Source organism: Massilia sp. CFBP9026 (genome assembly GCF_034045165.1).
In the GTDB taxonomy this organism is placed as follows: domain Bacteria; phylum Pseudomonadota; class Gammaproteobacteria; order Burkholderiales; family Burkholderiaceae_D; genus Telluria; species Telluria arenae.
The window spans coordinates 407,556-426,602 of record NZ_JAXCWH010000005.1; the positions used below are offsets into that span (position 1 = coordinate 407,556).

General features: G+C 66.4%; 20 protein-coding genes. 12 read left to right on the plus strand and 8 right to left on the minus strand.

All coding sequences use genetic code 11. The features are described 5' to 3' along the window. Nucleotides 1-26: 26 nt before the first annotated feature. The 12 genes from gspG to SOM28_RS15190 are packed head-to-tail and all read left to right on the plus strand — an operon-like array spanning nucleotide 27 to nucleotide 11,408. Nucleotides 27-464, plus strand: a complete 438-nt coding sequence (gene gspG / locus SOM28_RS15135; protein WP_123068255.1) for a type II secretion system major pseudopilin GspG — start codon at nucleotides 27-29, stop codon at nucleotides 462-464. Between the two features lie 12 nt (nucleotides 465-476). Further along, nucleotides 477-968, plus strand: a complete 492-nt coding sequence (locus SOM28_RS15140; protein WP_320468609.1) for a GspH/FimT family pseudopilin — start codon at nucleotides 477-479, stop codon at nucleotides 966-968. A gap of 14 nt (nucleotides 969-982) precedes the next feature. Next, complete coding sequence (gene gspI / locus SOM28_RS15145) at nucleotides 983-1,363, plus strand: type II secretion system minor pseudopilin GspI (RefSeq protein ID WP_370663525.1); 381 nt, start codon at nucleotides 983-985, stop codon at nucleotides 1,361-1,363. Further along, complete coding sequence (locus SOM28_RS15150; protein WP_320468610.1) at nucleotides 1,360-2,022, plus strand: PulJ/GspJ family protein; 663 nt, start codon at nucleotides 1,360-1,362, stop codon at nucleotides 2,020-2,022. Before gspI ends, SOM28_RS15150 begins: the two co-directional genes overlap by 4 nt. Further along, complete coding sequence (gene gspK, locus SOM28_RS15155) at nucleotides 2,022-2,999, plus strand: type II secretion system minor pseudopilin GspK (protein ID WP_320468611.1); 978 nt, start codon at nucleotides 2,022-2,024, stop codon at nucleotides 2,997-2,999. Before SOM28_RS15150 ends, gspK begins: the two co-directional genes overlap by 1 nt. A 16-nt stretch (nucleotides 3,000-3,015) precedes the next feature. Then, entirely contained in the window at nucleotides 3,016-4,278 is a 1,263-nt protein-coding gene (gene gspL / locus SOM28_RS15160) for a type II secretion system protein GspL (RefSeq protein ID WP_320468612.1), read from the plus strand. Beyond that, nucleotides 4,275-4,793: a type II secretion system protein M gene (locus SOM28_RS15165; protein WP_320468613.1), complete on the plus strand. Its 519-nt coding sequence runs from the start codon at nucleotides 4,275-4,277 to the stop codon at nucleotides 4,791-4,793. Before gspL ends, SOM28_RS15165 begins: the two co-directional genes overlap by 4 nt. Further along, nucleotides 4,790-5,563 (plus strand): type II secretion system protein N, encoded by a 774-nt coding sequence (gene gspN, locus SOM28_RS15170; RefSeq protein ID WP_123068262.1) that lies wholly within the window; start codon nucleotides 4,790-4,792, stop codon nucleotides 5,561-5,563. Before SOM28_RS15165 ends, gspN begins: the two co-directional genes overlap by 4 nt. After that, entirely contained in the window at nucleotides 5,563-7,956 is a 2,394-nt protein-coding gene (gene gspD / locus SOM28_RS15175) for a type II secretion system secretin GspD (RefSeq protein WP_320468614.1), read from the plus strand. The genes gspN and gspD overlap by 1 nt, the downstream gene beginning before the upstream one ends. An 11-nt stretch (nucleotides 7,957-7,967) precedes the next feature. Next, entirely contained in the window at nucleotides 7,968-9,389 is a 1,422-nt protein-coding gene (gspE, locus tag SOM28_RS15180; protein ID WP_320468615.1) for a type II secretion system ATPase GspE, read from the plus strand. A 29-nt stretch (nucleotides 9,390-9,418) separates the two neighbouring features. Next, nucleotides 9,419-10,639: a type II secretion system inner membrane protein GspF gene (gspF, locus tag SOM28_RS15185; RefSeq protein WP_320468616.1), complete on the plus strand. Its 1,221-nt coding sequence runs from the start codon at nucleotides 9,419-9,421 to the stop codon at nucleotides 10,637-10,639. 19 nt (nucleotides 10,640-10,658) lie between these two features. Next, nucleotides 10,659-11,408, plus strand: coding sequence for a hypothetical protein (locus SOM28_RS15190; RefSeq protein ID WP_229414844.1), 750 nt, complete (start codon nucleotides 10,659-10,661; stop codon nucleotides 11,406-11,408). 37 nt (nucleotides 11,409-11,445) lie between these two features. Here SOM28_RS15190 and SOM28_RS15195 read toward each other — a convergent pair whose 3' ends face one another. From SOM28_RS15195 to xerC, 8 genes are all read right to left on the minus strand, one after another. Beyond that, nucleotides 11,446-12,177, minus strand: coding sequence for a helix-turn-helix domain-containing protein (locus tag SOM28_RS15195; protein ID WP_123068267.1), 732 nt, complete (start codon nucleotides 12,175-12,177; stop codon nucleotides 11,446-11,448). 152 nt (nucleotides 12,178-12,329) lie between these two features. After that, nucleotides 12,330-12,533 carry a hypothetical protein gene (locus SOM28_RS15200; RefSeq protein ID WP_123068268.1) on the minus strand — a complete coding sequence of 68 codons (204 nt, stop codon included), beginning with the start codon at nucleotides 12,531-12,533 and terminating at the stop codon, nucleotides 12,330-12,332. Between the two features lie 20 nt (nucleotides 12,534-12,553). Beyond that, entirely contained in the window at nucleotides 12,554-13,894 is a 1,341-nt protein-coding gene (gene hslU / locus SOM28_RS15205; protein ID WP_183407337.1) for an ATP-dependent protease ATPase subunit HslU, read from the minus strand. Between the two features lie 13 nt (nucleotides 13,895-13,907). Then, nucleotides 13,908-14,444 carry an ATP-dependent protease subunit HslV gene (gene hslV, locus SOM28_RS15210; RefSeq protein ID WP_109345517.1) on the minus strand — a complete coding sequence of 179 codons (537 nt, stop codon included), beginning with the start codon at nucleotides 14,442-14,444 and terminating at the stop codon, nucleotides 13,908-13,910. Between the two features lie 265 nt (nucleotides 14,445-14,709). After that, nucleotides 14,710-15,969, minus strand: coding sequence for an STAS domain-containing protein (locus SOM28_RS15215; protein WP_320468617.1), 1,260 nt, complete (start codon nucleotides 15,967-15,969; stop codon nucleotides 14,710-14,712). A 214-nt stretch (nucleotides 15,970-16,183) separates the two neighbouring features. Beyond that, nucleotides 16,184-16,633 (minus strand): RNA polymerase-binding protein DksA, encoded by a 450-nt coding sequence (gene dksA, locus SOM28_RS15220; RefSeq protein ID WP_123068270.1) that lies wholly within the window; start codon nucleotides 16,631-16,633, stop codon nucleotides 16,184-16,186. A gap of 263 nt (nucleotides 16,634-16,896) precedes the next feature. Next, complete coding sequence (locus SOM28_RS15225) at nucleotides 16,897-17,967, minus strand: CobW family GTP-binding protein (protein ID WP_320468618.1); 1,071 nt, start codon at nucleotides 17,965-17,967, stop codon at nucleotides 16,897-16,899. A 154-nt stretch (nucleotides 17,968-18,121) separates the two neighbouring features. Beyond that, nucleotides 18,122-19,042 carry a tyrosine recombinase XerC gene (gene xerC, locus SOM28_RS15230; protein WP_320468619.1) on the minus strand — a complete coding sequence of 307 codons (921 nt, stop codon included), beginning with the start codon at nucleotides 19,040-19,042 and terminating at the stop codon, nucleotides 18,122-18,124. Nucleotides 19,043-19,047 lie beyond the last annotated feature (5 nt).

The following is a 19,047-nucleotide window of genomic DNA, read 5'->3' on the forward strand; positions in this document are numbered from 1 at the left end:
GATTCACCAGCCTAATCACACTGCATATGAATTTCCAACGCACACAACGTCGCGCCCGCGGCTTTACCCTGGTCGAGATCATGGTCGTCGTGGTCATCATCGGCATTCTCGGCGCCCTGGTCGTGCCTAAATTGCTGGGCCGCACGGGCGAATCGCGCGTCACTGCCGCCAAGGTCGACATCGCCACCATGATGCAGGCCCTCAAGCTGTACAAGCTCGACAACCAGCGCTATCCGACCACCGAGCAGGGCCTGAACGCCCTGATCGCCAAGCCGACCTCCGGCCCGGCCGCCAACGGCTGGAAGGACGGCGGCTATATCGAGAAGCTGCCGAAGGATCCTTGGGGCAATGCTTACCAATACCTGTCGCCGGGCGTGAAAGGCGAGATCGACGTGTTCTCCTACGGCGCCGACGGCCAGCCGGGCGGCAACGGCGAGGATGCCGACGTCGGTTCCTGGCACTAAGACATCTTTCCCATGCCGGCCTGGCGCGCGCGGGGCTTGTCCTCCGGCTTCACCCTGGTGGAGCTGCTGGTCGTGATGGTCATCATCGGCATCACGCTGGGACTGGCTACGCTGAACGCTCTCCCGAGTCCGCGCCAGGACCTCGAGAACGAGGCCAGGCGCATCGCGCTGCTGCTGCAGCTGGCGCGCGACGAAGCCATCGTGCGCAACCGCCTGGTCGCGTTCGAGGCCAACGGCGAGCGCTACCGCTTCATGGTGCGCGGCGACACCGGCTGGGAGCCGGTCACGCGCGACGACCTGCTGCGCGAGCGCAGCTTCAAGAATCCGCCGCTGCGGCTGGTGCTCGAACCGTCCGGAAGTGGAGCCGGAAGCGGCGGCCCGGACATGCTGCGCATCACCTTCGGCCGTGAGCCGGTCGACCGTCCCTTCGTGCTGACGCTGGCGTCCGGCGCCAACGCGGTCGCGATCCGCGCCGACGGCGTCGGCCACTTTACCGTCGAATGACGCCGAGGACCATGATGCCGTCTCGCAGAGACTCAGGATTCACCCTGCTCGAAGTGCTGGTGGCGCTGGTCATCGTCGGCACCGCGCTGGCCGCCGGCCTGCGCGCGGTGGGCAGCCTGACGACCAATAGCGCCGGCCTGCGCGCCTCTATGATGGCGACCTGGTCGGCCGAGAACCGGCTGGTGCAGATCCGCCTGGGCCGCGAGTTCCCCGAGATCGGCAAGCGCAGCTTTCCCTGCCCGCAAGGCGACCTGAACCTGATGTGCGAGGAAGAAGTGCTGGTCAGTCCCAACCCGCTGTTGCGCAGGATCGAAGTGTCGGTGTTCGACGCCGACAACCCGGGGCGCCGCATTGTCAAACTCATCCAACTGGTCCTGAGGCCTTCCCCGATATGAACGCCAGCTCGCGGCATGCAGGCTTCACGCTGGTCGAACTCCTGGTGGCGATCGGCATCCTCGCCATGGTGGCCGTGCTCGGCTGGCGCGGGCTGGACGGCATCGTGCGCGCGCGCGTGGCGCTCACGCACGAGATGGAAATCACGCGCGGCATGCAGCTGGCCTTTGCCCAGATGCAGAACGATTGCGAGAATGCGGCCGGCAACGACATCATGCGCGGCCGCCCGGCGCTGCTGTGGGATGCCGACCGCCTGACGCTGGTGCGCAAGGTCTTCGTCGAACACGAGCCATCGCGCCTGCAGGTGATCAGCTACCGCGTGGTCAATGGCCAGCTGATGCGGCGCGAGTCGCCCGGCACGCGCGACCTCGACCAGATCGCCCAGCTGTGGCAGGCGATCGCATCCGATGCGCCGGCCGAGAATTCGCCGTCGGTTGCACTGCAGGTCGGCGTGACCGGCATGCAGGTGCAGGGCTGGCAAAACAATGCCTGGCGTAATGAGCCGACCGCGGTCGGTGGTAATGGCGAGGGCCAACCCCCGCCTATCGATCCGGCCCTGGGCCCGGCCCGCTCGCGCGAGCCCACCGGCGTGCAGGTGGCGCTCACCGTGCAAGGCCTGGGCCAGCCGATGGTCAAGTCCTTCCTGCTGGGAGGCACCTGATGCGTCTGTTGCGCCATCCACGCCGCCAGCGCGGCGTCGCCGTGGTCACGGCCCTGCTGCTGACCACGCTGGCGATCTCGATCGTCGCCAGCCTGTTCTGGCAGCAGCAGGTGCAGGTGCGCTCGATGGAAAACCAGCGCCTGCAGCTGCAGACCAAGTGGATCCAGCGCGGCGCCCTGGACTGGGCCAGCGTGATCCTGCGCCAGCCCTTCGGCGGGCGCATCTCGCTCGACCAGATCTGGGCCACGCCGCTGGCCGAGACCCGGCTCGACCAGTACATCGAACGTGAGCGGGTGCAGGGAGAAAATTTCAATGCATCCCTGTCGGGTCAGGTTTACGATGCCACGGCGCGATACAATCTGAACAACCTGGCGGCGGGCGGCAAGCGCGATTCCGTCGAGACCGAGGTGCTCCGCCGCCTGTTGACCAATGTGCGGCAAGAGCCGCGGCTGGCGCGTCCGATCGCCGATTTCGTCGCCGCCGGCCAGGCGCTGGCGCAGGAGCAGGACGACGCGGACAACACCGCGCAGACACCGCGCAAGGGCAATCCGATGCCGGTCCTGCGGGTGGACGACCTGCTGGCGGTGCAGGGCGTCAAGCCCGAGACGGTCGAGGCCTTGCGTCCGTTCGTGATCGTGCTGCCGGCGCAAGCGACGACGGTGAACGTGAACACGGCGCCGGCCGAGGTGCTGGCGGCGGTCTTGCCTGGTTGCTCGATCTCTCAGGCCAATGCCATGGTCGAGCAGCGCAAGCGGATACCGTGGAACGATGTAGCGATGTTTGAAAATGAATTGCAGTGCAAGTCAGAGGCGCCGGAGAGACCGAAAATCAGCACCACCAGCAATTATTTTTTGGTGCAGAGCCGCATCCGCCTGGATCGCGCGGCGCTGGACGCGGAGTCGCTGGTGCAGAAAGGCAGCCTGACCAATGTTGGTCCTGCCGGTGGTGTGAGCGTGATCTGGACCCGCCAGAACTAGAAGAAAGCGAGACGGTTTGACTACTCTTTATATCCGGCATCCGGCCAGGAGCGAAGGCGAAGGCGCCTTGTGCAGGTTCGCGATGGTCGGCGACAACGGCGCCATCGGACAGCAGGGCGAAGGCGTGCTGCGCAACCTGGGCGACGTGGTCGCGGCCAGCCGGCGCGTGGTGCTGATCCTGGCCGCCAGCGACGTCACCCTGCTGGCGGTGCAGGCGCCGCCGCTGGCCGGCGCGCGCCTGCGCGCGGCGCTGCCGGCCCTGGTCGAAGAATATATCCTGGGCGACCCGCTCGATTGCGTGCTGGTGGCCGGCCCGGCCATGGCCGACGGCCGCCGTCCGGTGGCCGTGGTGCAGCAGGCCTGGCTCGAGCCGCTGGTGCGCAAACTCCTGGAGATGGGCGCGCGCGCCGTGGTGGCCGTGCCGGAACAATTGTGCCTGCCCCTGCATCCAGGCAGCGTGAGCGCCGCCTTCGGCAAGGGCGAACTGATCCTGCGCCAGAGCCAGTATGAAGGCCTGGGCCTGGCGCTCGACGGCAGCCCGGTGGTGGCCCTGCAGACGGCGCGCGCGCTGGCCGGCGATGCGCCGCTGGTGCTGTACGTCGAGCACGAGCAGATGGGGGAATACCAGGCGTTGCTGGCCGAGGCCGGCCCCGGCGTCACCCTCGAAAGCGACAACTGGGCGCACTGGATCGCCGGCGCCCGCGGCAGCAATAACGGCGGCGCCGTCGGGCCCGCGCTCGACCTGGTGCCCGGCCTGGGCACGGCCGGCGTGGCCCGGCGCGACTGGCGCCGCTGGCGCTGGCCGATCCGGCTCGCCCTGGCGGCGCTGGTCGTCAATGTCATCGGCCTCAACGTCGAGTGGCTGGGCCTCAAGCGCGAGGCCGACGCCGTGCGCCAGCAGATGAGCCAGACGTTCCGCTCGGTGTATCCGGGCCAGCCGGCGATCGATCCGGTGGCGCAGATGCAGCAGAGCATCGCGCGCGCCAGGGCCGGCAGCGGCGAGGTGGGCGGCGATGAATTCACCTTTATGGCGGCCGCCTTCGGCGAAGCCATTGGCGGCCTCGGCGCGCCGCCTGCGATTGCATCAATGGAGTTTCGCGAACGTGCCCTCACGGTGCGCGTCAAACCTGAATCCGCCAACCCCGGCGCCGCAGACCAGTTGCGTCCGGCCCTGGCGGCACGCCACCTCAGCCTGGAAGCGCCCGACGCCAATACGTGGTTGATTCGCAGCAGTGGTGCCTCGCAAACTGGAGTCACGCAATCGGGGGGCATGCAATGAATATCGCCGGCAAAATCAGCGGCCTGCGCGAACGCGCCACCGCTTACTGGATCGCGCGCACCGAGCAGGAACGCAAATTCCTGCTCGTCGGCGGCGCCGTAGCCGCGCTGGCGCTGTTCTATCTCGTCCTGCTCGAGCCCGCGCTCGATGGCCGCGAACAATTGCGCCGGTCCTTGCCCGAGCTGCGCCAGCAGGCGGCCCAGCTCGAGACGCTGGCCGGTGAAGCGCGGGCCGCGGCCAGCGAGCCGGCACCCGCCGTCACGCCGGTCACCAACGAGTCGCTCGGCGCCAGCATGGCGGCGCGCGGCCTCAAGCCGACCTCGCTGTCGGTCAGCGGCGAATACACCAAGGTTCAGCTCAACAATGTTTCCTTCGCCAACCTGATGGCCTGGCTCGACGCCCAGCGGCGCGAGAGCCGCCTGATGGTGCAAGACGCCCAGTTCAGCGCCCAGACCGCGCTGGGCCAGGTCGACGCCACGCTCACGCTGCGCCAGCGCAGCGATCCGGCTTCATGAGGCGGGCGCTGACGTGGGGCTTGCTGGTCATCCTGGCGGTAGTGGCGACGGTGCTGGCTTTCCTGCCGGCGGCCTGGCTCGGCCCGATGGTCGAGCGCCAGACCGGCGGTCGATTGACGCTGGGGGATGCGCAGGGTACGCTTTGGCGCGGCTCAGCCTTTATCGGCGGGGCGCCGGGGCCGGGCGGGGCGGTCACGCCCTTGCTGCCGGGCCGTTTTTCCTGGACTTTGTCGCCGCTGGTGGTGCTGGGCCAGGTCAGCATGAGCCTGGAAAATCCCCAGGCGCTGGCCAACCCGGTGCGGGTCGAGGGCAGCTGGTCGCGCTGGCAGGTCAATGCCGGCGAGCTGCTGCTGCCGGCCGAGGGGCTGTCGGGCCTTGGCGCGCCGCTCAATACGCTGGCGCCGAGCGGCCGTATCCGGCTGTCCTGGAACGCGCTTGACCTGCTGCGCCAGCAGAACACCGTGACGGTGCAGGGGCGCACCGTCCTGTCGATGAGCGATATGGGTTCGCGCATGTCGCCCATCAAGCCGCTTGGCAGTTATGAAATGATCATGGACTGGCGTGGACCGCAGGCCGATTTGACCCTGCGCACCGTGCGTGGCGCTTTGCTGCTGTCGGGCGCGGGTGTACTGCAAAATGGACGCCTGCGCTTTTCGGGCCAGGCCAGCGCCGCCGACGGCTATGAGGACCAGCTTGGGACCATGTTGAACCTGCTGGGTCAGCGCCGGATGGTGAACGGCAAAAACGTAATCGCACTCGAGTTCAGATAATGAAGAAAACAGACCGCTCCACCTCCGCGCCCCTCGATTTGACGGCCCTGCAACTGCCGGCCTTGCGCCGCCTTGCCGCCGGCGCCATGCTGTGCTGCGCCGCCACCATGATCGCGCTGCCGCTGCCCGTGCTGGCGCAAGAAAGCGCTAACGCCGCCGCTTTGAGCTTCGTCAATGCCGACATCGAGTCGGTGATCAAGGCGATCGGCCACTACACGGGCATGACCTTCATCATCGATCCTCGGGTCAAGGGAACGCTCACCCTGGTGTCCGAGAAATCGCTGAGCAAGTCCGAAGCCTTCGGCCTGCTCACCTCGACCCTGCGCCTGCAGGGCTTCGCGGTGGTCACCAGCGGCGACGGCTACGCCAAGGTGGTGCCCGAGGCCGAGGCCAAGCTGCAATCCTCGCCGACCCAGGTCGGCGGCGTGCGCTCCAGCAAGGCCACCGGCGACCAGATCGCGACCCAGGTGTTTTATCTGTCCTACGAGTCGGCCGCCAACCTCACCGCCGTGCTGCGCCCGCTGATCTCGCCCAATAACTCCATCATGGCGAACCCGGGCAACAACACGCTGGTCGTCACCGACTACGCCGACAACCTGCGCCGCCTGGCGCGCATCATCGCCGCGCTCGACGCGCCGGTGGCGGCCGACCTCGACGTGGTCCCGATCCGCAACGCGATCGCCAGCGACATCGCCACGCTCGTCACGCGCCTGATGGAACCGGCCGCCGGCGGCGACTCGGGCCGGGTCACGGTGCTGGCCGACCCGCGCACCAACTCGGTCGTGATCCGCGCGCCGTCGCAGGCGCGCGCCAACCTGGCCAAGAGCCTGATCGCCCGCCTCGATCAAGAAAGCTCGAGCAAGGGCAATATCCACGTCGTCTACCTCAAGAACGCGGAAGCCACGCGCGTGGCCCAGACCCTGCGCGCCGTGGTCTCGCAAGACTCATCGGCCTTGCAGGTGCAGCAAGGCACCCAGGGCAGCTCGATCACGTCCGGCACCGGCAGCCAGGCGGGCCAGGGCGGGCAGGGCGGCCTCGGCGGCGGCCAGCAGGGCCTGCAGGGCGGCACCAGCATCGGCGGCACCAGCAACACCTTCGGCCAGCAGGGCCAGCAAGGCGCCCAGGGCAGCGGCGGCGGCCAGGGCTCGGGCTTCATCCAGGCCGACGCCTCGACCAACAGCCTGATCATCACCGCGCCGGACGCGGTGTACCGCAACCTGCGCTCCGTGATCGACCAGCTCGACGTGCGCCGGGCCCAGGTCTATATCGAGGCGCTGGTGGTCGAAGTCACCTCCAACAAAGCCTCCGAGTTCGGCGTGCAGTGGGTCGGCGCCACCGGCGATTCCGACAGCAAATACCGCTTCGGCGGCCTGCAGAACTTCACCGGTGGCGGCTCGGGCAACAGCATCGTCAACCTGGCGCTGGCGGCTTCCCAGGGCACCGGCGGCACCACCGGCACGTCGGTGCCGGTCTTGCCGACCGGCCTGACCTTCGGCCTGTTCCGCCAGGTGGGCGGCGAACTCGGCCTGGGCGCGGTAGCGCGCGCGCTGGAAACCGACGGCAACGCCAACATCCTGTCGACGCCGAACATGATCACGCTCGACAACGAGCTGGCGACCATCAAGGTTGGCCAGAACGTGCCGATCATCACCGGTTCGTTCGCCACCAACAGCACCACCGGCGGCGGCAACCCGTTCCAGACCGTCGACCGGCAAGACGTGGGCCTGCTGCTGCGCGTGCGTCCGCAGATCTCGGAAGGCGGTACCATCAAGATGGCGATCTACCACGAGAATTCGAGCGTGGACGCCTCGACCCGCAATGCCGAATCGGGCCTGACCACGAATGTGCGCGCGATCGAGAGCAATGTGCTGGCCGACGACGGCCAGATCATCGTGCTCGGCGGCCTGATCGAGGACAGCGAAGGCGATGGCGAAGAGAAAGTGCGCGGCCTGGGCGACATTCCGGTGATCGGCAACCTGTTCAAGTACCGTACCCGCAGCCGCGTCAAGACCAACCTGATGGTGTTCCTGCGCCCGGTGGTGGTGCGCAGCAAGGAAGCTTCGAATTCGATCGCGATGGACCGCTACGACTATATGCGCGCGGCCGGCGCCGCCGCCCAGCTCGAATCGACGCCGCTGCTGCGCGACCTCGGCGCGCCGCAACTGCCGCCGCTGGTGGAGGGCCAGCCGCCGGCCGGTGGCGGCATGGCGACCGTGCCGGTCCAGCGCCAGCCGGCGCCGAACGCGGCGCCGGGCGCATCCAACGATGGCGCGGCATCGCGCCATCAAGGAACCGCGCCGGGTGCGGGCGTGTCTGAACCACGATCGGGCGCAGTCATGCCCGGCGCGGCAGTGCCAAGCGCGCCAAGCCGTCCGGTGCAGCAAACGAACTGAGAGTAAGCATCATGAACAATCTCTTGCCCTACGCCTTTGCCCGCGACCACGGCGTGCTGGCGCGCGGTAATGGCGAGCCGGGCCAGAGCGTCGAAGTACTGGTGTCCAGCGCCACGCCGCCATCCGCCATCGCCGAGGTATCGCGCCGTTTCGGCCGCATCCAGCTGCGCCGCCTCGATCGCGACGAGCTCGATACGGCCATCGCCGGCGCCTATGCCGGCGGCGGCGGCGATGCGTCGCAGGTGGTCGACGAATTCGACGCCGACCTCGACCTGACCAAATTGCTGCAAGACGTGCCCGCCATCGAAGACTTGCTGGAATCGTCCGACGATGCGCCGGTGATCCGCATGATCAACGCGCTGCTGACGCAATCGCTGCGCGAAGGCGCGTCCGACATCCACATCGAGCCGTTCGAACAGACTTCGGTGGTGCGCTTTCGCATTGACGGCGCGCTGCGCGACATCGTGCGTCCTAAAAAGGCGATCCACGCCTCGCTGATCTCGCGTATCAAGATCATGTCGCAGCTCGACATCGCCGAGAAACGCCTGCCGCAGGATGGCCGCATCACCCTGCGCGTGGGCGGCAAGCCGGTCGACGTGCGCGTCTCCACCCTGCCGACCGGCCACGGCGAACGCGCCGTGCTGCGTCTGCTCGATAAAGAAGCGGGACGCCTCGACCTGTCGCACCTCGGCATGGCCGAGGGCATGCTGCCGCAGTTCGACCGCCTGATCAACCAGCCGCACGGCATCGTGCTGGTGACCGGCCCGACCGGTTCCGGTAAAACCACCACCCTGTACGCGGCGCTGTCGCGCCTGAACGCGGCCACCACCAATATCATGACGGTGGAAGACCCGATCGAGTACGACCTGAACGGCGTCGGTCAAACGCAGGTCAATGCCCGCATCGACATGACGTTCGCGAAAGCGCTGCGCGCCATCCTGCGCCAGGACCCCGACGTGATCATGATCGGCGAGATCCGCGACCTGGAGACGGCGCAGATCGCGGTGCAGGCCTCGCTCACGGGCCACCTGGTGCTGGCCACCCTGCACACCAACGATGCCGCCTCGGCGGTGACCCGCTTGCTGGACATGGGCATCGAACCGTTCCTGCTGTCCTCGTCGCTGCTGGGCGTGATGGCCCAGCGCCTGGTGCGCAAACTCTGCACGCAATGCAAGACCTTCGACGGTACCACCTGGCATGCGGTCGGCTGCGAGCGCTGCGGCCATACGGGCTATCACGGCCGGGTCGGCGTCTACGAGCTGCTCGAGACCACCGAGCAGATCCGCTCCCAGATCCACAACCGCGCCTCCGAAGCCGAGATCCGCGATACTGCGCTGGGCACCGGCATGAAGACCATGCGCGACGACGGCGAACGCTGGCTGGCGGACGGCACCACCACGCGCGCCGAACTGGTGCGTGTGACGAAAGACTAAGGGGGATTCGCGAGGATGGGAACTGACTGATGCCGGCATTTCGCTACGAAGCCGTTGACGCCGGCGGCGCCACCCGCAAGGGCGTGGTCAACGCCGACAGCCCGCGCGCGGCGCGCGCCGACCTGCGCACGCAAGGCCTGACGCCGTTGAGCGTCGAGGCGATTAGCGCCCAGGTCGACGCCTCGGGTGTCACCCGTGCGCGCGGCATCGGCGAGCGCCTGTCGCAGAACGAGCTGGCCCTGTTCACGCGCCAGCTGGCCAGCCTGCTGGAGGCCGGCCTGCCGCTCGAGCAAGCCTTCACCGCGCTGCTGGAGCAGGCCGAGCGCGCCTATATGCGCGACCTGATCGCCTCGATCCGTTCCGAAGTCATCGGCGGCTCGTCATTTTCCACTGCGCTGTCGCACCACCCGCGCGACTTCGCCGAGATCTACCGCGCACTGGTCTCCTCGGGCGAGCAGATCGGCCAGCTCGCGCGCGTGCTGTCGCGCCTGGCCGACTACATCGAACGCCGCAACGCCCTGGTGCAGAAGGTGCGGCTGGCGTTTACCTATCCGGCGATCGTGACCGTGGTCGCGTTCGCGATCGTGATCTTCCTGCTCACCTATGTGGTGCCGCAAATCGTCTCGGTGTTCGCCAACACCAAGCAAAAGCTGCCCTTCCTCACCGTGGTCATGCTGGCCGTGTCCGACTTCGTGCGCGCCTACGGCATCTATTGCGCGATCCTGATCGGCGGCGCGTTCTGGCTGTGGCGGCGCGCGCTGCGCAATCCCGACCTCAAGCGGCGCTGGCACACCTGGCTGCTGACCGCTCCGATCTACGGCAAGTTCGAGCGCAGCCTCAATACGGCGCGCTTCGCCAGCACCCTGGCGATCACCACCGGCTCCGGCGTGCCCATCCTGCGCGCGCTCGACACCAGCCGCGAGACCCTGTCCAACGTGGCGATGGCCGAGCTGGTCGAGCAGGCCACGGCCAGCGTGCGTGAAGGCGTGAGCCTGGCGCGCGCATTGTCGGCGCAAAAACATTTCCCGCCGATGCTGGTGCACATGATCCGCGCCGGCGAGATCACCGGCGAACTGCCGGCCATGCTCGAGCGCGCCGCCAATTCGCAGCAGGCCGACCTCGAGCGCCGCACGCTCACGATCGCCGGCCTGCTCGAGCCGGTGCTGATCCTGGCCATGGGCCTGGTCGTGCTGCTGATCGTGCTGGCGGTGCTGATGCCGATCATCGAAATCAACCAGCTGGTGCAGTAAAACAATGGCAGTCAATAATATGAACAAGCGTTTGCCTCTTCTTCTCAGCCTGCTGGCCCTGATCCTGCTGGCGGCCTCGATCGCCTACTGGGTGCTGCAGCTGTACAAGCCGGAGCAGCGGCCGCTGGCGGCGGCGCCGGTCGCCACCCAGCCGCCCCCGAGCCCGGAGGCCGCGGCAACGCTGTTCGGCGGCCAGCCGACCGCGGTGATTTCCAATTTCCAGCTCACCGGCGTGGTGTCGGCCGGCGCCAACAGCGCGGTAATCCTGGTGGCCGACGGCCAGCCCCCGAAGGCGGTGCGCATCGGCCGCGAAATCGCGCCGGGCGTGACCGTGGCCGAAGTGCACCGACGCTATGTGATGCTGTCGGATGGCGGCGTGATGAAGCGGGTGGAACTGGCGGCCGATTCCGGCCAGTCGACGTCGATCATGCCGCCGGAGCCGCGCATGCAGCAGCAAATGCAGCAACAGATGCCGCAACCGATGACTGCGGCGCCGGCCGTGGAACCGCAGACCGCGCCGGGCGTGGTCAACCCGCCGCCCACGATGCGCAGCGTGCCGCCACCGGGCGGCGGTCCGCAGGGCACGCCGACCACGCCTGAGAATGCGCAAGTGGTGCAAGAGCAGCAGGCGCCACAAGACCAGCAGGCGCCGCAAGAGCCGCAGGATCCGCCGCCAGAGCAGGGCGATCCGACCCAGCAGAGCCGCAATGTGCAGATGCCGCCGAATGCTCCGCCGATGAACCAGACCCAGCAGCCGATTACCCAGTAAGCAGGCCGTTAAGGCCTCTTCATTACACCGAAACCCATCAGCGCCGCAGCGCGGTAAATGCCGCCAGTTCCCACGACCTGAATCCCAGCAACAAGGTATAGCCCTCGCGTTCCCCGGCCGGCAGGCGCCGGTCGTTCAGGTGCAGCCGCGCCAGTTCCGCCGCCAGTTGCTCGATCTTGAGCGACAACTCTTTTGCGCTGGCAGGCGACAACCGCGCCGGCAGGCACATCAGCGTCTCGCCCGCACCGTCGAAGTGCCCGGCAAAATAATCCTCCACCACGTGTTCGCGGAAGAAGTGCTGCACCGGCCCATCCGGCAGCCAGCGGAATGCGTTCGACACCCGCAGCTGGTAACGGTTCAGCGGCTTGAGTTCGATCAGGCCCAGCCGGTCGAGTTCGGCGAGCAGGGTGATGCACTCGGCCTCGCTCAGCTTGTAGGTGTCGATGACCTGTTCCACGTTCCAGTGGCCGAGACAGCAGATCGCCATCAGGAGCAGGCGCGGATTGGCCACCAGCGAGCGCTCCTGCGGCAGGCTCAGGGCATCCAGCTGGGGCCGGGTGTCGAGCGCGCCGCGCAGCAATTCTTCCAGCGGGATGCCGGTCGCCTGGCAGATCTCGGCCAGCCGCGACAGCGCCATGTCCTTCTGGCCAAACATGCGTTTAACGCTCGATTCGCTCACGCCGATGCGCTCGGCCAGCAGCTTGTAGGTGATGCCGGCCGCGCGCAGTCGGGCGCGCAGGGCGTCGAGGATCAGGTCGGGTGAGCTCATGGTATCCGTAAAGAATGGCGACGCTTGACTCTACCGTTGAACGGGGACAGGGACAAGACGCGTGCGATGAACGGCGCTTTGGGCCGATGGACGAAAAAAAGCGGACACCGAAGTGTCCGCAAGGAGAAATACTTGATCGGGCTGGCGCAGGCTCAGTCGTCCTCGTCCGCCACCAGCCTGACCTTCCTGAGCGCCTGCTTGGCTTCATGCCGCTCGCTCGACAGCGGCTTGGCATGCGACCCTGCCGCGCGCGCTTTGGCCAGCGCCGCAAGCGGGTTGCGCGGCTTGCCGAACTGCTGCGAGGGCTCGACGCGCAAGCGCATCTTCTGCCGTGTCGCCAATGCCTTGTTCGCCATCCGAGCCTCCGCCAGGATAGTTACAACACGTAGCGCGACAGGTCTTCGTTGACCGCCAGCGCATCGAGCCGCTCATTGACATAGGCCGCGTCGATCCGCACCACCTGGTCTTTCTCGGACCCGGCGCTGAACGAGATCTCTTCCAGCAGCTTTTCCATCACCGTGTACAGGCGGCGCGCGCCGATGTTCTCGGTGCGTTCGTTGACCGAGAACGCGATCTCCGCCAGGCGATGGATGCCTTCGTCCACGAACTCGATCTTGACGCCCTCGGTCGCCAGCAGCGCCTCGTACTGCTTGGTCAGGCTGGCGTGGGTCGAGGTCAGGATGCTCTTGAAGTCGTCGATCGACAGCGATTCGAGTTCGACGCGGATCGGGAAGCGGCCCTGCAGTTCCGGGATCAGGTCCGACGGCTTGGCCAGGTGGAAGGCGCCGGAGGCGATGAACAGGATGTGGTCGGTCTTGATCATGCCGTACTTGGTGTTCACCGTCGTGCCCTCGACCAGCGGCAGCAGGTCGCGCTGCACGCCGGCGCGCGAGACGTCGGCGCCGCCGTTCTCGGAACGGGTCGCGATCTTGTCGATCTCGTCCAGGAACACGATGCCGTTCTGCTCGACGTTGGCGATCGCCTTCTGCTTCAGTTCATCCTCATTGAGCAGCTTGCCGGCTTCTTCGTCGACCAGGAATTTCATCGCATCCTTGATCTTGAGCTTGCGCGGCTTCTTGCGCGCATTGCCCACGCCGGCGAACATCGACTTGATCTGCTCGGTCATTTCTTCCATGCCCGGCGGCGCCATGATTTCCATCTGCGGCGCGGCGTCGGCCACTTCGATCTCGATTTCGCGGTCGTCGAGCGCCCCTTCGCGCAGGCGTTTGCGGAAGGTCTGGCGCGTGGCTTCGCCTTCCTTCGAATCGGCCGCGCCGTTGCTGGTGTTGAAGCCGAAGTCGCGCGCCGGCGGCACCAGGATGTCGATGATGCGGTCTTCGGCCGCGTCCTCGGCGCGCTGGCGCACCTTCTTGGCTTCGCTGGCGCGGGTCTGCTTGACGCCGATGTCGATCAGGTCGCGGATGATGGTGTCGACGTCACGGCCGACATAGCCCACCTCGGTGAACTTGGTCGCTTCGATCTTGATGAAGGGCGCGTCGGCCAGCTTGGCCAGGCGGCGCGCGATCTCGGTCTTGCCGACGCCGGTCGGGCCGATCATGAGGATGTTCTTGGGCGTGATTTCATAGCGCAGGCTCTCGTCGACCTGCTGGCGCCGCCAGCGGTTGCGCAGGGCGATCGCGACCGCCTTCTTGGCCTTGCCCTGGCCGACCACGTGCTTGTCGAGTTCGGAGACGATTTCCGGTGGGGTCATGTTCATGATGCTGCTCATATCAGTCCAGGGTCTCGATGATGTGGGACATATTCGTGTAGATGCACAACTCGCCGGCAATGGTGAGCGCCTTCTTGACGACTTCGGCCGGCGGCATGTCGGTGTTCTCGTACAGCGCCTTGGCGGCCGACTGGGCATACACGCCGCCCGAACCGATGGCGCCGATGCCGTCTTCCGGTTCCAGCACGTCGCCGTTGCCGGTGATGATCAGGGTCGACTCGCGGTCTGCCACCAGCAGCATCGCTTCCAGGCGGCGCAGCACGCGGTCGGTGCGCCAGTCCTTGGCCAGCTCGACCGAGGCGCGCAGCAGGTTGCCCTGGTGCTTTTCCAGCTTGCCTTCGAAGCGGTCCAGCAGGGTGAACGCGTCGGCCGTGCCGCCTGCAAAGCCGCACAGGACCTTGCCTTGATACAGCTTGCGCACCTTGCGCGCCGAGCCCTTCATGACGACATTGCCGAGCGTGACCTGGCCATCGCCGCCCAGCGCGACCTGGCTGCCGCGGCGCACACTGACGATGGTTGTACCGTGAAATTGTTCCATTTTGACCTCGTGATGTTCTAGCCAACAGCAGGTGGGGATCGCGCGTGGGATTGCAAGATTAGCTCAGCCTTAAATGCTCAGCGCCAAGTGTGCGCCTGACGTAAGTAGCGGGCTGTACGCTGTTCCTACGCCGATGAATGGAGCAGCAAACAATGTTCTTATTTTTCTCCAACAAGCTTGGTTGCCTTGGCTCGATCCTCGTGTCGCTGGTCGTGACCTTGCTGCTGTTGCTGGCCTTTGGCTGGCTCTGAGCGTCTAGAAAAAGTCAGTAGCGGTGCGGATACAGCCGCACGCCATCGCCCGCGCCGAGCAGGCGCAGCAGGGTGGCGACGAGATGGTTCAGCTCGCGCAGCTCGACCGTGCGGCCGGCGGCGCCGTGCGCATCCAGCCGCGCCAACAGGCTGCCGGCGCCGGCATAGTCGATGCGCGCCAGCCGCGAGCAATCCAGCACCAGCGTCTCGCGCTCCTGGGCATAGGCATCGATGGCCGCCAGCAGGGCGCCGTCCGGACCGCTCACGACAGCCGGCAACATGAAGCGGTCGCCATGGCCGGGCGCCGGCGCGGCGGTGGACACGCGCAGCGGCGCCTCGAACGAGGGCGGCGACACCTCGTAGGTGACGCAATAGTCCATCGCCGCCTCCTCGAATTGTTTTTCGCAGTGCGTCAATAGCAGTAGTTCGAGCAGCAGCAGCCAGGGCGCCGGGCTGGTCGCGCGTTGGCCGATGACCAGCATCGGGCGCAAGGTGTCGAGCAAGGTGTCGGCGCCGGCCAGCACCAGCTCGCGGCCGCCGGTCTGCTGAAGGCGTAATGTTTGCAACGCCGCCAGCAGGCAGGCGGCGCCGTCGGCATCGATTGCCGTCACCCGGCCGAAGTCCAGGCGCACGACCGGCGCCGTCGCATCCAGCACGCGGGTCAAGCGCGCCGCGACGCTGGCGTCGACCGTGGGGCCGAAGGCCTCGACCGCAGCCAGGCCAGGGCCGGGGCGGGCCGCGTCAAGCGCCGCCGGCAGCGGTTTCCAGGCCGGCGGCGAGGTCTCGAAATGACTGGCGTAGTCGATGGCGATGCTTTCGAAGGCGTCTTCGCGGCCATCCGCCTGGTACAGGTCGAACAGCATCCACCACGGCAGGCGCTCGGCGCGGCCCAGGGTCGGCAGGCAGGCGCGCAGCAACTGCTCGGCGGCGTCCGGCTGGCCGTTGGCGTACAGGATGGCGCTTTCGTCGATTGCCGGCGCACTGGCGGGCGCCGCGGTCTGGGGCGGAATGTCTTGTTCCGGATGCGCGACGCTACTAGCCGGGCGCCGTACGCCGCTGCCCCAGGCCGGCTCGTCGTCGAACATATCGGAAGCGAAGGCGAGCTCGATCTCGTCGATCTTGGCGGCGGTGGCGCGCGCGATCTCGCGCTGGCGTTCGCGCTCGGCCTCGGTGTCCAGGCGCGACGGCTCGCCGCGCAGGCGCGACTCGGGCGGCGGCCAATCGCGCACCCCCGCATCGTCGTTCTTTCTCTTCAGGAAGGAGAAAAGCCCCATGCTCACCGTTGTCAATTAGGCCAGCCGTGCCAGACCATAGCACGAACCTCCGGCCTGTGTGCTGTGCACACGCCGTGCAGGTTAGTGTATCCGATGGGAAACGAGAGGGTATGCATGGCGCGTGAAACGTGCGCGGTCATGCAGAAAAACGGACGCGGATACAAAAAAAGCATGCGATATCTCGCATGCTTTTTTTGATGGCTACAGCGATAAATCAGTCGCCGTACAGTTTTTGCTTGAGCTCACGACGCTGCTGGGCTTCCAGCGACAGCGTGGCGGTCGGGCGGGCGATCAGGCGCGGGATGCCGATTGGCTCGCCGGTTTCTTCGCACCAGCCGTATTCGCCGCCGTCGATCGACTGGATCGACTGCTGGACCTTCTTGAGCAGTTTGCGTTCGCGATCGCGGGTGCGCAGTTCCAGTGCGTGTTCTTCTTCGATCGTCGCACGGTCGGCCGGATCGGGAACCAGCACGGTCTCGCGCAGGTGTTCCGTGGTTTCGCCGGCGTTTTTCAGCAGTTCCTTCTCGAGTTCCTGCAGGCGGTTCTTGAAGAACGCGAGCTGGGCCGGATTCATGTAGTCGTCATCGCTCATCGCCCGGATCTCTTCTTCCGTCAGGAGGCGATCTTCAGGCTGGGCGGTAGTGGATTTCGTTGTTTTAGTCATGATGCCTTCGATACGACAGAGGTTTTCATTTTATCAGCTTGCCAACAGTTGCACCCGGGAAAGGTGTGCGTGAGTCAAGCTGCCTTGATGGCGACCTGGCGCCATCCCTTCTCTGGCCGCGCCGCATATGCAGCAAGGACAGTTCGCTACAGCAGGCTGGCGGCTAGTATATAGCGCACCGGTCCGTCCGGCGAGTCGGTCGCGACAAACTGTCGCAACGGGTCGTCATGTAACCTGAAACAGGCCGGTCAAACCGATACAGTTTATACCAAACATTGTTCAAGTCCGCGGACAAATACGTCTTTTGGTAAATTTTTACCAATAAAGACCATCTTGGTGGCGGGTGTCTCGTTCTCGCCCCATTTCGGTCCCACGTCGCTACCCATGATCTGGTGCACGCCCTGGAACACCACCTTGCGGTCGACGCCCTCCATCCGCAGCACGCCTTTATAGCGCAGCATTTGCGGACCGAATACCTGCACCAGGCTGCCCAGGAATTGTTCCAGGCGTTCCGGGTCAAAAGCGCGCTCGCTCTTGAACACGAAGGCGGCGATGTCGTCGCTGTGGTGGCCGTGGTGATGATCGTGGTTGCAGGCTTCGCCATGTGCATGGTCGTGGCCGCAATGGGCGTGATCGTGGTCGTGACCGTGCTCATGGTCATGGTCGTGAGCTTCCTCGACTTGCAGGAAATCCGGATCCAGCTCCAGCTTGTCGTTCAGGTTGAAGCCACGCAGGTCGAGCACGTCCGAGATCGGCGCCCGGCCGAAGTCGCTGGTCGCGATCGGCGCACGCGGATTGATGCGGTGCAGGCGCGCCTTCAGGGCCTCGACGGCGGCGGCATCGACCAGGTCGGTCTTCGACAGCAGGATCTTGTCGGCGAAACCGACCTGGCGCTGGGCTTCCTCGTGCTGGTTTAATTGTTCATTCGCATGGCGGGCGTCGACCACGGTCACCACGGCGTCGAGCAGGTAGTTGGCGCCCACTTCTTCGTCGACGAAGAAGGTCTGGGCCACCGGGCCGGGGTTGGCCAGGCCGGTGGTTTCAATCACCACGCGATCAAAACTGATCTCGCCGGCGGCGCGTTTCTGCGCCAGGCTGGTCAAGGCCACGATCAGGTCGCCGCGCACGGTGCAGCAGATGCAGCCGTTGTTCATCTCGACGATCTGCTCGCTCGAATCCTGCACCAGGATTTCGTTGTCAATATTTTCTTGACCGAATTCGTTCTCGATGACGGCGATGCGCATGCCGTGATCTTCCTGCAGGATGCGGTTGAGCAGGGTCGTCTTGCCCGCGCCGAGGAAGCCGGTCAGGATGGTGCTGGGAATCAGGTCCATTGGTTCGCTACTCGTGTTGGGGGTTGGACAAAAGAACCGGGGGATTATGCCGCAATTCTTGCAAGCTCACCATCAAGCGTGTTTGGTGTTGATCGAGTTCAAACCAACCACCGGACAATGTGGCCGGAATGGCGCGCCTACGCCGGCCGTGCGATCACTTGGCCTTGGCGCGTGGATGGGCCGCGTCATACACCTTCGACAGGTGCTGGAAATCGAGCGCCGTATAAATCTGGGTCGAGGTGATGCTGGCGTGGCCGAGCAATTCCTGCACCGCGCGCAGGTCGCCCGAGGATTGCAGCAGGTGCGAGGCGAAGGAGTGGCGCAGCACGTGCGGGTGCACATGCACCGGGGTGCCGGCGCGCAGCGCATGTTCCTTGAGCCGGTTCTGCACCACGCGCGGCGAGATGCGGGTGTCGCGCGCCGACAGGAACAGGGCGGCGCTGCCGTCGCGCGCGGCGGGACGCACCGCTAGCCAGGCCGCCAGCGCCTCGCGCGCCGGGCCGCCAACCGGCACCCGGCGCATCTTGTTGCCCTTGCCGGTGACCACCACTTCGCCGGCCTGCAAGTCGAGCCAGCCGAGCGAGGCCGGCTGGCCGGCGCGCGCATCCTGCCACGCGACGTCCAGCCCGGACAATTCCGACACCCGCAAGCCGCTCGAATACAGCAGCTCGAACATGGCGCGGTTGCACAGCTCGAAGGGTTCGGCGTGGCCGCGCGTATTTGCATCCATCAATTGCACGGCATCGTCGACGGCCAGCGCCTTGGGCAGGCTGCGCGGGCGTTTCGGGGCGTGCACCCCGTCGACCGGATTGGCTGCCAGCGGGGTCTGGTTCGACAGCCAGGCATAGAAACCGCGCCAGCCGGACAGCTTGCGCGCGATCGTGCGCGCCGACTGGCCGCCGGCATGCAGCCTGGCGGCGTAGCGACGGATATCGACATGGGTCAGCCGGGCCCAGTCGTCGTGGCCGGCCAGGGCGGCCAGCTCGGCCAGGTCGCGGCGGTAGGCGTCGACCGTGTGCGGCGACAGCTGACGCCCGGTAGCCAGTTCGCCCAGGTAGCGCGCGACCCAGTCCATGGCCG

Coding starts and splice junctions, on each gene's coding strand:
- gspG (WP_123068255.1), top strand. CDS start 27: ATGAATTTCCAACGCACACAACGTCGCGCCCGCGGCTTTACCCTGGTC.
- SOM28_RS15140 (WP_320468609.1), top strand. CDS start 477: ATGCCGGCCTGGCGCGCGCGGGGCTTGTCCTCCGGCTTCACCCTGGTG.
- gspI (WP_370663525.1), top strand. CDS start 983: ATGCCGTCTCGCAGAGACTCAGGATTCACCCTGCTCGAAGTGCTGGTG.
- SOM28_RS15150 (WP_320468610.1), top strand. CDS start 1,360: ATGAACGCCAGCTCGCGGCATGCAGGCTTCACGCTGGTCGAACTCCTG.
- gspK (WP_320468611.1), top strand. CDS start 2,022: ATGCGTCTGTTGCGCCATCCACGCCGCCAGCGCGGCGTCGCCGTGGTC.
- SOM28_RS15165 (WP_320468613.1), top strand. CDS start 4,275: ATGAATATCGCCGGCAAAATCAGCGGCCTGCGCGAACGCGCCACCGCT.
- gspN (WP_123068262.1), top strand. CDS start 4,790: ATGAGGCGGGCGCTGACGTGGGGCTTGCTGGTCATCCTGGCGGTAGTG.
- gspD (WP_320468614.1), top strand. CDS start 5,563: ATGAAGAAAACAGACCGCTCCACCTCCGCGCCCCTCGATTTGACGGCC.
- gspE (WP_320468615.1), top strand. CDS start 7,968: ATGAACAATCTCTTGCCCTACGCCTTTGCCCGCGACCACGGCGTGCTG.
- gspF (WP_320468616.1), top strand. CDS start 9,419: ATGCCGGCATTTCGCTACGAAGCCGTTGACGCCGGCGGCGCCACCCGC.
- SOM28_RS15190 (WP_229414844.1), top strand. CDS start 10,659: ATGAACAAGCGTTTGCCTCTTCTTCTCAGCCTGCTGGCCCTGATCCTG.
- SOM28_RS15195 (WP_123068267.1), bottom strand. CDS start 12,177: ATGAGCTCACCCGACCTGATCCTCGACGCCCTGCGCGCCCGACTGCGC.
- SOM28_RS15200 (WP_123068268.1), bottom strand. CDS start 12,533: ATGGCGAACAAGGCATTGGCGACACGGCAGAAGATGCGCTTGCGCGTC.
- hslU (WP_183407337.1), bottom strand. CDS start 13,894: ATGAACATGACCCCACCGGAAATCGTCTCCGAACTCGACAAGCACGTG.
- hslV (WP_109345517.1), bottom strand. CDS start 14,444: ATGGAACAATTTCACGGTACAACCATCGTCAGTGTGCGCCGCGGCAGC.
- SOM28_RS15215 (WP_320468617.1), bottom strand. CDS start 15,969: ATGGGGCTTTTCTCCTTCCTGAAGAGAAAGAACGACGATGCGGGGGTG.
- dksA (WP_123068270.1), bottom strand. CDS start 16,633: ATGACTAAAACAACGAAATCCACTACCGCCCAGCCTGAAGATCGCCTC.
- SOM28_RS15225 (WP_320468618.1), bottom strand. CDS start 17,967: ATGGACCTGATTCCCAGCACCATCCTGACCGGCTTCCTCGGCGCGGGC.
- xerC (WP_320468619.1), bottom strand. CDS start 19,042: ATGGACTGGGTCGCGCGCTACCTGGGCGAACTGGCTACCGGGCGTCAG.